At 60.9% G+C, this 12,875-nt stretch carries 10 protein-coding genes and 1 riboswitch; of the genes, 7 read left to right on the top strand and 3 right to left on the bottom strand.

All coding sequences use genetic code 11. The annotated features are described in order from the left end of the window. Positions 1-132: 132 nt before the first annotated feature. The 3 genes from HKN06_02750 to rnt are packed head-to-tail and all read left to right on the top strand — an operon-like array spanning position 133 to position 3,309. Positions 133-1,644 carry a leucyl aminopeptidase family protein gene (locus tag HKN06_02750; GenBank protein NNF60231.1) on the top strand — a complete coding sequence of 504 codons (1,512 nt, stop codon included), beginning with the start codon at positions 133-135 and terminating at the stop codon, positions 1,642-1,644. Between the two features lie 2 nt (positions 1,645-1,646). Further along, positions 1,647-2,687, top strand: coding sequence for a dihydroorotase (pyrC, locus tag HKN06_02745; protein ID NNF60230.1), 1,041 nt, complete (start codon positions 1,647-1,649; stop codon positions 2,685-2,687). Beyond that, the gene (gene rnt / locus HKN06_02740) at positions 2,680-3,309 is read left to right on the top strand and encodes a ribonuclease T (protein NNF60229.1); all 630 of its coding nucleotides are present in this window, start codon (positions 2,680-2,682) and stop codon (positions 3,307-3,309) included. The genes pyrC and rnt overlap by 8 nt, the downstream gene beginning before the upstream one ends. Here rnt and grxD read toward each other — a convergent pair. Then, positions 3,306-3,629 carry a Grx4 family monothiol glutaredoxin gene (grxD, locus tag HKN06_02735; GenBank protein NNF60228.1) on the bottom strand — a complete coding sequence of 108 codons (324 nt, stop codon included), beginning with the start codon at positions 3,627-3,629 and terminating at the stop codon, positions 3,306-3,308. The genes rnt and grxD overlap by 4 nt on opposite strands. Positions 3,630-3,632: 3 nt before the next feature. After that, a complete protein-coding gene (locus tag HKN06_02730) occupies positions 3,633-3,980 on the bottom strand; it encodes a BON domain-containing protein (protein NNF60227.1) in 348 nt (115 codons plus the stop codon). A 112-nt stretch (positions 3,981-4,092) separates the two neighbouring features. On the opposite strand from HKN06_02730, the gene nadC reads away from it, so the two are divergent. Further along, complete coding sequence (gene nadC, locus HKN06_02725; protein NNF60226.1) at positions 4,093-4,965, top strand: carboxylating nicotinate-nucleotide diphosphorylase; 873 nt, start codon at positions 4,093-4,095, stop codon at positions 4,963-4,965. Positions 4,966-4,969: 4 nt separating this feature from the next. Here nadC and HKN06_02720 read toward each other — a convergent pair whose 3' ends face one another. After that, complete coding sequence (locus tag HKN06_02720) at positions 4,970-7,591, bottom strand: EAL domain-containing protein (GenBank protein ID NNF60225.1); 2,622 nt, start codon at positions 7,589-7,591, stop codon at positions 4,970-4,972. Between the two features lie 218 nt (positions 7,592-7,809). Between HKN06_02720 and HKN06_02715 the strand changes: the two genes are divergently transcribed. The 3 genes from HKN06_02715 to HKN06_02705 all read left to right on the top strand — a co-directional run. Beyond that, on the top strand, positions 7,810-9,669 hold the full coding sequence (locus HKN06_02715) for a DUF4382 domain-containing protein (GenBank protein ID NNF60224.1): 1,860 nt from the start codon (positions 7,810-7,812) through the stop codon (positions 9,667-9,669). Positions 9,670-9,883: 214 nt separating this feature from the next. Then, positions 9,884-9,966, top strand: a riboswitch (cyclic di-GMP riboswitch). Between the two features lie 97 nt (positions 9,967-10,063). Then, on the top strand, positions 10,064-11,959 hold the full coding sequence (locus HKN06_02710; protein NNF60223.1) for a DUF1800 family protein: 1,896 nt from the start codon (positions 10,064-10,066) through the stop codon (positions 11,957-11,959). 2 nt (positions 11,960-11,961) lie between these two features. Beyond that, positions 11,962-12,875, top strand: a 914-nt coding sequence (locus HKN06_02705) for a hypothetical protein (protein NNF60222.1), incomplete at its 3' end; no start/stop codon positions are given.

Genomic DNA, 12,875 nt, shown 5'->3' with positions numbered 1-12,875 from the left:
AAGTTATCTGCGCGGGTGAATTCGGTCATTCGTCCTGCTACGATGCCCCGGCGCAAGGCCGGACCAAGATCACAACCCCCCCCACCGCGCAATCATCGAACTTTGCGAAATTATGGTCAAGGCGAACCAGAAATGACGGACCTCATACCTGATATCCCGCGACTCACTATTACCCACTCCGCCGACGGCCCGACGCAGCAAAAGCTGCAGAAGATGGATCATCTGGTCATCCTGGTACCCGACAGCATGACAAGGGCCGCGCTACAGCGCCTGCCCGGTGGCAGTGCCCTGCAGCGGGTACAGCGGCAGGTCGGCAGCAAGACCGCGGTTCCCGCAGCGCAAACGCGCCTGGCCAACAAGGCTGCCACTGGCATCAGTCTGGGCATGCTGCCAAAGAAGGCGTCGACCTTTCAGCGCCTCGAGACCGCCCGCAAGCACCTGGCATACGCCCGCACACAATCGAACCCCGCCACCCTGGGCGTGTTGATAACCGGTTTTGACGATACTGCCGCCGCCGCGCTGGCCAGCGCGCTGACCGCAGCGGCGCTGGCCCTGGTGTCGCCTCTGCCAACGGCCAAATCGAAGCCCGCTGCGCGTCCGCGCTTGCGCGCACTGCAGCTATACGGGGCCAGCAAGCCCGACCTGCGTCGGCTGCGCGCCGAGAACGCCGGCAATCACCTGGCACGCTGGCTGACCGTTCTGCCGCCAAACCAGCTCGATGCCGCCAGCTACCGCAAGCGCGCATCAGCACTGGCAACGCGCCATGGCTGGGACATGACTTTTCTCGACCAGAAGGCACTGAAGCGACGTGGCGCGGGCGCTTTTCTTGCCGTTGCCCAGGCCGGTGACGCCAATGCGGGCATCATCCGACTGCGTTACCGGCCGTCCGGAAAAAAATCCGGGCGCCCGGACCTTGCCCTGGTCGGCAAGGGAGTCTGTTTCGATACCGGCGGAGTAAACCTCAAGCCGGCAAGATATATGCAGAACATGCATGACGACATGCAGGGCAGCGCCGTTGCCCTTGGCACATTGCTGGCGCTGACCGAGTCCGGCAGCGAACTCGATGTTGATTGCTGGCTGGCTGTTACAGAAAACCTGATCGGTCCTGCTGCCTACAAGCCCATGGATGTCGTCACCGCGGTCGATGGCACCACTATCGAAGTGATTCATACCGACGCGGAAGGCCGTATGGCACTGGCCGACACCCTGGCCATGGCGGCAGAAGAAAAACCACGCGTTATGATCGACTACGCCACCCTGACCGGAGCCTGCGTGGCGGCGCTGACCACCCGCTACAGCGGTGCATTTGCCAATCGCGATGCTTTCAATGCGGCCGCGATCGAGGCAGGCGCGGCATGCGGCGAACGTATCTGGCCGTTTCCGATGGATGACGATTTTGACCGGTCACTCGACAGCCCGATTGCCGATATCCGGCAGTGCACACTGGATGGCGAAGGCGACCACATACTGGCCGCGCGGTTTCTTTCCCGCTTTGCCGGCAAGGTGCCGTGGCTGCACCTCGACCTGGCCTCGGGCCGCCACAAGGGCGGACTGGGACACGTACCATCCGATGTCACCGGATTCGGCGTCAACGTGACGCTGAGCCTGCTGCTCGAGCAGGACCTGGTAACACTCGCCGGCTGACAGTGAAAACGCGACTCGAAATTATCCGCCCCGATGACTGGCATCTGCACCTGCGCGACGGTGCCAGGCTGCGTGATGTGGTTGCGCACAGTGCACGGCAGTTTCATCGCGCCATCGTGATGCCGAACCTGACGCCGCCGGTAACGACTGTCGCAATGGCGCTCGACTATCGTCAACGGATCCTTGATGCCCTGCCGGCAGGCAGCGACTTTGTTCCGCTGATGACCCTGTACCTTACGGACCAGACCACCCGGGACGACATCGATGCCGCCGCTGACTGCGAACACGTTGTAGCCTGCAAACTTTATCCGGCTGGCGCCACGACAAACTCGGAATCAGGCGTCACTGACCTGCAGCATATCGAAGGCGTGTTGAAACGCATGGCCGACCGCCAGCTGCCGCTGCTGGTGCATGGTGAAGTAACCGATCCACGTATCGATGTGTTTGACCGTGAATCGGTGTTCATCGACCGGATACTCATACCGTTGCGCGAGGAACTGCCGGAGCTGCGGATCGTCTTTGAGCACATCACGACATCCGAAGCGGTCCATTTCGTCAACGATCAGGCGGACAATGTCGCAGCGACTATCACCCCGCAGCACCTGCGGCTGATACGCAATAACCTGCTGGCCGGCGGATTGCGACCACATCTCTACTGCGCCCCGATACTCAAGTCCCGCAATGATCGCAAACTGCTGGTCGAGGCAGCGACCAGCGGCGACCGGCGCTACTTTCTCGGCACCGACAGCGCGCCCCATAGCCAGCGTGACAAGGAATCGGCCTGCGGCTGTGCCGGCGTATACTCTGCCCATGCCGCCCTCGAGCTCTATGCAGAAGTATTCGAGACAGCCGGCGCCCTGGATCGACTGGAAGCGTTCGCCTCATGCAATGGGCCGGATTTCTATCGGCTACCACGCAATCACCAGACGGTTACCCTGGAAAAGACCAGCTGGACAGTACCGGACGACTACGACTTCGCCGGCGAACGCCTGGTCCCGCTGCGTGCCGGGTCCGAACTGGGATGGCAACTGAGCGATGACTGACGGCATGCCCGCCATTGCCAACCGGTTTCGCGGCTTCCTGCCGGTCGTCATCGACGTCGAAACCGGTGGTTTCAACGCTGCAACTGATGCGCTGCTGGAAATCGCCGCCGTCATCCTGAGGTTGAACGACGGCTCTGAACTGGAGCCGGCAGAGATTCTCCGGTTTCATGTAAAGCCCTTCGAGGGCGCCAACATGGAACCGGCTTCGCTCGAGGTAATCGGCTTTGACCCCGCTCACCCGCTGCGTCCGGCCATCGACGAACGCGACGCACTGATGCGTATTTTCCGGGAAGTGCGCCGCGAGCTGCGCAGCACCGGCTGTAATCGCGCCATACTGGTCGGTCACAACTCGTTTTTTGACCTGAGCTTTCTCAATGCCGCGATAGAACGTTGCCGCATAAAACGCAGCCCGTTCCATCCGTTCAGCAGTTTTGATACCGCCACCCTAGCCGGCGTAGCGCTGGGCCAGACCGTCCTGGCACGCGCCGTACAGGCTGCGGGGATGGACTTTGATGCCGCCGAGGCGCACTCGGCCGGCTACGATGCCGGCAAGACAGCAGACCTGTTCTGCGCCATCGTCAACCGTTACCGGCCGGTATACGAGAACTGGGTGCGGCGCTAGGCCGCCGACGCCTTGTCGATAACCTCTTTCAGTTCACCGGTGTTGTACATTTCGACGGTGATATCACAGCCGCCGATCAGCTCACCGTTCACATACAGCTGCGGATAGGTCGGCCAGCTCGAATAAGCTTTCAGCGCCTCACGCAGCTCCGGCTCCTCGAGTATGTTGACGTGATCGAACTCCGCGCCGATGGCACGCAGTGCCGCCACCGACTGTGCCGAAAAGCCACACATCGGAAAGTCCGGTGTGCCTTTCATGAACAGCAGAACGTGATGATCTGCCAGTGTCTGCTTGATTTTGTCTATGGTCTGCTGTTCCATAATTTACTCACCCGTTACGGGCTCTACCTCCAGTCTGTTTTCTACCGTTCTGACACCGCTGGTGTTCATGGCAAGCACTTCAGCCTGCTCTTTCGCGATATAGCTGCCAACCGTTCCGTTCAGCGTAACCACGCCTTCCCGGGTATCGACATCGACCTGTCCGGCCTGCACGTATTTGCTGCGAATAAGCCGGGTTTTCACTGCGGCCGTTATAGTCCCGTCATCAATAATCGTACCGACCGGCCGTTCGTCCTTACCGACCACGTAGCCGCCGGCTGCAGCGCCGCCAATAACCAGGGCCGTGCAGCCCTGCAACGCGATGCACACAATAAGAGCAGCCAGTCGTGTCAACAAATCATCACCTGTAATCAGTGTTATCCGGCCGCCTGCCACCGGTTGCGGCCCGCTGCAGACGAACACGGAAGTATATCACCGCCCTGCCAGCGCCCGGGCCACCCCTCGCATGCCGTATAATCGCGCCGCGATGAGTGACTACGAAGCCACAATCTACGACAACGTCGAGTCGGCACTGGCCGAGGATGTGGGCAGCGGCGACCTGACCGCCAGCCTGGTGGACGAAAGTGCGACCGCCGTCGCCCGCGTTGTCTGCCGCGAACCCGCGGTGCTATGCGGTCAGCCATGGTTCGATGCTGTTTTCCGTGAGATCGACGCGGCAACGGGTATTAACTGGCAGGCCAGAGACGGCGACCGCATCGACGCTGACATGATCGTCTGCCACATCGAAGGCCGCGCCCGCTCGATTCTTACCGCCGAGCGCTGCGCGCTCAACTTTCTGCAGACCCTGTCGGGCACCGCTACCGCAGCGCGAGCCTATGCCGATGCGGTAGCCGGTACCGGCGCCACTATCCTCGATACACGCAAGACCCTGCCCGGCCTGCGCCTGGCGCAGAAGTATGCGGTGCGCTGCGGCGGCGGACACAATCACCGGATGGGTCTTTACGACGCTATCCTGATAAAAGAGAACCATATTTGCAGCGCCGGCGGTATTGCCGCAGCAGTGCAGAAAGCGCGGGAACAACATCCGGATGTACCGGTCGAGGTGGAGATTGAATCACCCGATCAGCTGGATGAAGCCCTGGCGACCACCACTGATGTCATCATGCTGGACAATTTTTCGCTGCAACAGATGCGTGAGGCCGTAACGCAGAACCGGTCAGCGGCGCGGCCGGTGCGGCTGGAAGCATCCGGCAACGTCTCGCTGGAAACCGTACGCGAGATTGCCGCAACAGGCGTGGACTTTGTTTCCGTCGGCGGCCTGACCAAGCACGTGCAGGCGACCGACTACTCGCTACAATTCGAGCAACAGCCGGACTAGCGCTTCAGGCGGCGCGGACGATCAGCCGCGGCTCGGCTACGCCATAACCCTGGGCAAAATCGACCCCCATGCTTTTCAGCATGGCGATAATTTCGTCATTTTCGGCAAACTCGGCGATAGTCTGCTTGCCGGTGAGGTGGCCGATTTCGTTAATTGATCGAACCATCTCGCGATCGATCGGGTCATGCAGGATACCTTTGACGAAGCTGCCATCGATTTTCAGGTAGTCAACCGGGAAATGCTTCAGATAGCCAAACGACGACAGCCCGGTGCCGAAATCGTCCAGCGCAAATCGACAGCCCAGCTCTCGCAACGCATGGATAAAGCGATTGGCCTGGCTGTAGCTGGCAATCGCTGCGGTCTCGGTGATTTCAAAGCAGATCTTTGACGGATCGAGCCCCGTGTTCTCAAAGCGCTCGATCACGAACGGCAGGAATTTATCGTCGGCAATACTCTGCCCCGACAGGTTGATCGAGCAGACTGCCAGGGCCCCGCGCTCTGCATCATCATTGAGCAGCCAGCGAAAAGCATTGCGTATAACCCAGCGATCGATATTTGGTGTCAGGCCGTAACGCTCCGACGCCCCAATGAACTCGCCCGGCGGGATCAGCTTGCCTTTCTCGTCGCGCATCCGCAGCAACAGCTCGTAATGATCGCCATCGTCAGCGACGTTCAATGGCTGGATCACCTGGCGAAACAGCTCGAAGCGTGACTCCTCGAGGGCATTACTGATACGAGCGGCCCACTGCATCTCACGGCGCCGGCGCATCAGGTCAATATCGTTTACCTGGAATACATGCGCACGGTTGCGTCCCGACTCCTTGGCCGCCATACAGGCACTGTCCGCAGCGGTAAGCAGCCCGGCAACATCATGCTCGCTGGGCGCCAGCGGCACTACGCCAATACTGGTACTGATACGAAATACCCGGTCGTTCCATGAGAACTTGAACGATTCGACAGCCTCACGCAGCGTCTCGGCAATATCGACAGCTTCGTCGAGCCCGCAGCTTTCCAGCAGGAGCGCGAATTCATCGCCACCGAGCCGTGACAGCGTATCGCGCCAGCGGATCTTCGATTTCAGCAACTGTCCCAGCTGCGCCAGCAGGGTGTCGCCGGCGGCATGGCCGCAACTGTCATTGACCATCTTGAACTGGTCGATATCCAGGTAGCACAACGCGTAATGGGCATCGCTGCTTTCTGCGTTCTTCAGGGCCCGTTCCAGCTGGTTCTCGAATTCGCCCCGATTGACCAGTCCGGTCAACAGATCGTGGCTGGTGTGATAACTGAGCCGGCGGTTCAGCTCGCGCGACTCGCTGACATCATGAAAAACCAGCACACCACCGGTAACTTTGCCCTCGCCGTCACGAATGGGTGCGGCGGTATTTTCGATGTACATCTCGTTACCGTCACGACGAATCAGCAGCGTTGGCCGCAGCGACTTGATCGGTCGACAGCTGCGCATCGCGACGGCGACCGGGTTTTCCAGCGGCTCGCAGGTTTCTTCGTGATAGCCGCGAAACACGTCGTTCACCTGGCGGCCGGCGGCATCGTCGAGCTGCCAGCCGGTCAATTCCTCGGCTACCGGGTTGAGATACTCGATTCGACCCTCGCGGTCGGTAGTTATCACCCCGTCACCGATCGACTGCAGGGTGATCTGCACCCTCTCCTTTTCGCGATGCAGCTCCTGCTCGAAGAACTTGCGCTCGGATATATCCAGCTCCACGCCTACCAGTCTTTGCGGCCTGCCGTCAGCGGCGGGGACCGCTTTTGCACGGCTCAGCATCCAGCGCCATTCGCCATTGCGATGACGCATTCTGTGTATGCTCTCGAACAGGTCGATCTCGCCGTCAAGGTGCTGCTGCAGCAGATCTTCGACCCGCGGCAGGTCATCAGGGTGCACCAGCTGGCGCCAGTCAGGCGTCGAGTCTTCCAGGTCTGAGTCTTCGTACCCCAGCATCTTTTTCCAGCGCGGTGAAAACCACACGGTGTTGGCTTCCAGGTCAAGATCCCACACGCCGTCGTTTGCCGTGAACATCGCCAGCTCATTGCGCACGTGCTCATCAGCCTGTTTTCTTTCATGGTCAATCCGTTCCAGGCCACACGCCAGGCTGGAACCGATCAACTTGAGCAACAGGCGCAGCTGCACGTCCCAGGCGGTTTGCTCGGACTCGGACAGCAGGGCAATAAAACCGGCCGGCTCACCACCCAGCGCAATGCCGATAACCAGAAAGGACCCTATGTTGTGACGGCGGAACAGACGTGCATCCGGCTCGATGTCGTCCGACACATAGCAGGTATCGAGAACTTCGAGCACCTTCAGGTGAGAAAGCCGTGAACGCAGCCACGGCAGCTCGGCCAGCTGCAGGTCCCGCAGAAAACCGGGCTTGCAGCCGGCATCGGGGCTGACGCTCGCGGTCAGGCTGGCGATGCGTCTGGCCCGACTGTCAAAGCGCGCCAGGCAGATGCCATCAATGCAGGCGTTGTCACGCAATGACTCGAGCGTCGCTGCCAGCACCTGCTCGGCATTCGTCGCGGACAGGTTCTGCAGGTCGACCGCGGCTTTCGTGTAAACGAAATCCAGGGTAGCACCCGATCCAGCCTTGTTCTTGTTCTGCTGTTCGCTCATGAAGTCCCTCACGCTGCACGGCCAGTCCCTGGCCGACACACGACATATTACCTGCTGCCCGGCTGCACCAGAAGCCAGAAACCGGTGCAAAGAAGACAAAATCCTACCCCTCCAGGGCCAGAATTGCGTTGACCAGGGTCTCACTCAAACTGTTTGTCAACCTAAACGAGGCTGGCGCGTTGTACCGGGTGAGACTTCTTTTGGCAGTGGAGATGGTTATGACACTTCGAACACCTACAGGCTGGACGGCGCTGTTGCTGCTGATCGTGGCCCTTGCCGGCTGCGGCAGCTCGTCAGGCGACGCGCCGTCCCAGTCAACCGGCAATAACACTACACCGACGGATTCGTCGGCATGCAGCGATGACTGCGGTACCGTGATGATCGGCCTGACCGATGCGGACGGTGACTTTCTTGAATACACAGTTGGGGTCAGCAGCCTCAGCCTGGAACGCGCCGACGGAGTCAGCGTCGAAGCGATACCACAAAGCGCAACGGTCGACTTCGCCCAGTACACCGAGCTTACCGAGTTCCTGACCGCCGCCACGGTGCCACCGGGAACTTATGTCGCGGCACAGATCACACTGGATTACGCCGGCGCGGCCGTCTCGGTTGAACTCGACGGCGCTGCAACGGAAACACAGGTTGTCGCAATCGATGGCAGCGAGCTGGGAGTCGAGACGTTTCGCATCCAGCTGGCCGATGATCGCCGCCTGGTGGTGCGACCTGGTTTGCCTTCAATCATGGTTGTCGACTTCGACCTGGCCGCCTCGCATGAAGTGGACCTCGACACAAACCCGGTCACCGCGACAGCTGCACCGTTCCTTGTTGCCGATATCGATCCGGTTGACAGCAAACCCATGCGGCTGCGCGGCCCACTGGTGAGCGTCAACGCCGATGAGTCGAATTATGTTGTGGCGCTGCGGCCGTTCTGGGCCTGGCGCGGCGATTTTGGCCGGGTCCGTGTATTTACGACGGACGACACCGCATTCGAAATTGACGGCACCAGCTACGCCGGTGCCGATGGTCTGCTGGCGATGAGCGCCCTGCCGGCCGCAGCGGCAACCTTAGCGTTTGGCGAGCTCGAAACAGCAACACGGCAATTCACCGCACGTGAAGTCTACGCCGGCAGCAGCGTGCCCGGTCATGCCGCCGATATCGTCAAGGGCGTTATCACCGCGCGTGTCGACGATGTGTTAACGGTGCGTGGCGCAACGCTGGTGCGCGAGCGCGATACCGCAGTGTTCCGCGGCGACGTCGAGGTAATCGTCGGGCCGCAAACCACCGTCCGCAAAGCCGGCGACGCCGCTTTCGATGGCAGCGCCGCGGCGCTCTCTGTCGGTCAGCGCGTCATTGCCTACGGACGCATTGCCAACGACACGCCGGATGAACTTGTTTTCGATGCAACTGACGGAGTGATGCGCATGCTGCGCAGCGTGGTCACCGGCACAACAAACCTGCTCGCCGATGCGCAAATCAATATCGACCTGCAGCAGGTCGCCGGCAGGAACGTGCGTATTTTTGATTTTTCCGGCACCGGTGTGCCCGGGCAGGATGCTGATCCGCAGGACTACGAAGTGGCCACTGGTAACCTCGACACCTCTGCGCTGCAGCCCGGCAGCCCGGTTAAGGCTTCCGGTTTTGTCACCGCGTTCGGCATGGCACCGCCCGACTTCGAGGCCGGCACTATTGCCGATTTCAGTGACAGCCAGGCACGCCTGTTTGTCGGCTGGAACCCGGCCACAGCAACACCGTTCCTGACGCTGGGGCCGGAGGGCCTGGTCATCGACCTGGAAAACCCGGAAATAGGCAGCCGTCACCACGTTGTACGCGGGGGCATTGTCACCAATTTGCTCGAGCAGCCCGGTGCCAGCATCGTGCCGCGCGGCGACCGCCCGGGTATTTATGCAATACGTGACGGTCGATCGATCCGCCTGCACACCGACTTCGGGCTGTTCACGCGCGATCTGGCCAACGCCCTTGGCGGCGGTGCCACGGTGCGCAGCACGCATGCCAGCGGGTCATGGTCTGATACGAACGCCGAATTCCAGTCCGGACGACTGCTTATCCGGCTGAACTGAAGCAAATTGTTAAGCCCCCTCGCCGTGTGGCGAGGGGGCTTTTTTCCGTGTTCTGTTAAACTGCGGCGCAGTTGAAATGTTAAGCCCGACAGTAGTGTGACCATACTCACACCCGGCGCCAGGGCACAAAGGTAGGATTCAGATCGCACCGTGGTGATGCATAACACCCGGGCGGGGAAACTGAGGGAGAGCACGGCAGGCATAGCCTGCCGCAAACTGACAAAGGCACACCTGCCGAAAGGCAGGGTCGCAAAGCCACCGGTCTAAGGGTTTACCTATGACAGCGGGGATGCCAGGACTATCGGGCGCAGGTTTTCCGCAGCGCACGATTCCCGACCAACCCACTGTAACTACCCGGACTGCTGGCCGCCGGCACAAGACAGTGGAGCGATTGATGACAGCCAGCAGAATAACCGTAGTACTCGCACTGTGCGGACTGCTCGCCGCAGGTTGCGGCGGCGGCGGCGGTGACGGCGACAGTACGGTTCCGGTCAACAATACAGCGCCACCGGCCGCCAGCACGCCGCCGCCGGACCCGGATCCGGATCCGGACGACAGCGGTAGCAATACCGGCGGCACACCACCGGCATACAAGAACCTGTTCACACCGGTCAGTGACGCGACCTGGGACGAAACCGCGGTGCGCAAGGTACTGCATACCTTTGCCTATGGCGGCCAGACCAGCGACGCACAGGTGCAGGCGTGGGCCGGCATGGCGCCGGAATTCGCGATTGCCCAGATGCTCACCTTTGACGAACACAACACACGACTGTCGGCGCCGGTCATTGGCGATACCGATGGCCTGGCCAGCCGTGGCGGCACGCTGCGGGAACTGGCCGCTTTCTGGGCCTCGAATGACCCCGCCAATGGCGTGGTACCGGAGCGGCGTGAGTCCTACGCCATCAGCAATTTTTCCGGCACGCTGTCACTGGTCTGGCAGCGGGCAGCCTTGTCACGCGGGCTGAACCCGTTCCGGCACAAGATCGGTTTCTGGGAAACCAACTATCACATGGCCGTTAACCGTCGCGCGGTTCCCAACAACGCAATGCTGCGTTACTACGATGACATCATGGCGGCGCACGAGGCCGGTCTGCCCTACCAGCAGGTAATGGCAGTGGCGGCAAAATCGGCTGCCGCGGCACTGCAGTACGGCCATCGTACCAATCGCTACCGCAACGGGGAATGTGACTGCAACGAGGATTTTGCCCGCGAGTACCACCAGCTTTACTTCGGCATCCTTGGCGCATCCGACCCGGATGAGCACGAAAACGTGACTATCAAGGAAACCGCCAAGGCGTTTACCGACATGGTTGTGTACTTTGACAGCGAGACGGGCGCCGCTGATGTACTCGACTTCGGCACCTTTTATCACCCGGACGGGCCGCTGCAGATCCTCGGCGAGTCCATCACCGGCAGCACCGCTGCCGAGCGCATCGACCAGATGGTCGAGGTTTCCATTGCACACCCGGAGAGCCTGGCCAACCTGCCAGTCATGATCATCAGCGACCTGGCCGATGACAACCTCGATGTCACCAGGCGGGTTGCCATCCGCCGGGCGTGGAACAGCATGAGCGAGAAAAACCTGCTCGACTTCCTGCGCGGTTATGCCATCTCGACCATCTTCCACGACCCCTCGCGCATCAAGCACCTCAACAGCATTGATCGTCACCTGCTGATCAGCAACCTGACCGCGCTGAACAATCGCGAGCAGTACCTGAACATCTACTACCCCCGGCACGCCGTCGAAGATGTTCAGGTTTTTTTCCCCACCCATGATGTGTTTGGCACCCAAAAGGGCATGGAAGCGGCCAGCAGTGACCTGGTGTTTCGCACCAATCACAGCGAAGTCACGGGCAGCGCCTGGCGTTTTCGTGACCCGTATGGTGAGAACTATGGCGTGACGTGGGAAAAAGACTGGGCCGCCGCGGCACCGCGCGCCGCCAACGGCACGTTCAACGTAAAACAAGTGGCGGAGTGGCTGTGGCAGCGTTATCTCGCCGACGGGCTGAAAAACTTCCGCTACCTGGAACGCGCCCATGTTTATGCGCTGCTTGGTTCAAATTACGACCTCGCCTACCTGCTCGACCCGGACAACCCGGAGCGCTCTATCACCAGCGTCGACGTGCTGAGTGAGCCGGCCATCCTCGACCTGGTGGCCGACCTGTCCAGCCGCACCCTGCTGCTCGACAGCGTCAACAGCGACGAGCGCTATGCGGCCAACCGACGCATCGGCATGGCCATAAATTTTATCGTCGGCACCCCTTACATCTTTGCCCAGGAGGGTCGTTGATCATGGACCGCAGGCAGTTTCTCGGCAGCGCGCTGGCCACCACGGCGCTCTACTCCACGACCGGCCTGCCGGGCCTGGGCCGCGTCGCCAACGCCGGCTTTGCCCCGGTAATCGACCGGATGCTGGTCAATGTCATGCTCGATGGCGGGCCGGATTTCCGTCACCTGTTTGCGCCGGCCTACAGTGCTGACAGTTTGAGTTTCGGCTACCGCTACTGGCAGGCCAACAGCGCCGCTCATGACGTCGATGGCAATTCCAACGCCTGGGAACAGCGCTGGAACCAGGACTACTTCCCTCTGGCCGCGAACGGTTACCAGTTCGGCATATTGCAGAACTGCGGCTGGCTCAAGGACATGTGGGATGCAGGAAACGTTGCGATCGTCAGTAACGTGTACGGCTCGTCCTCACGTGACCATTCACTGAGCAAGCTGGTGCTGGACCAGGGCAACCGCAGCTCGGGCCCGTCCAACAGCCAGCGGCCCGGCTGGGGCGGCCGGCTTGCTGCCGCCGCTGGCGGCAACGTCGTTGCATTGACCCGCACGCCGCGACCGTTCTGTTTCGGACCGCATGCCAGTGACCCGGAAAATCGTTCGGACGAATGGCTGGTGCCGGCACAGGACGTCCGCAATATGAAGCTCTACACACCTGAAACCGACACTGACCCGCGCTGGGCCAATGCGGTGATGGAACGCACGTTGCGCAGCTATTACGCCGCGAAACGCAGCGAGCTGCCGCAGGAGTCAGCCTATCGTCGCTTTACCGCGATGGAGCAGCAGCTGCGTGAGTTTGGCGAGCCGCTCGATACGCGCTTGCAGACCCTGCCTGTCCCGGCCCAGATCGAAGCGCTGTACAACGACACAGGACCGCTGCTGGACAACACCTACTTCGGCGAGCAGATACGCAACCTGTATGACGC

Source organism: Gammaproteobacteria bacterium, from assembly GCA_013003425.1.
In the GTDB taxonomy this organism is placed as follows: Bacteria; Pseudomonadota; Gammaproteobacteria; order Steroidobacterales; family JABDKV01; genus JABDJB01.
This window is presented reverse-complemented; position numbering and strand designations above follow the sequence as displayed.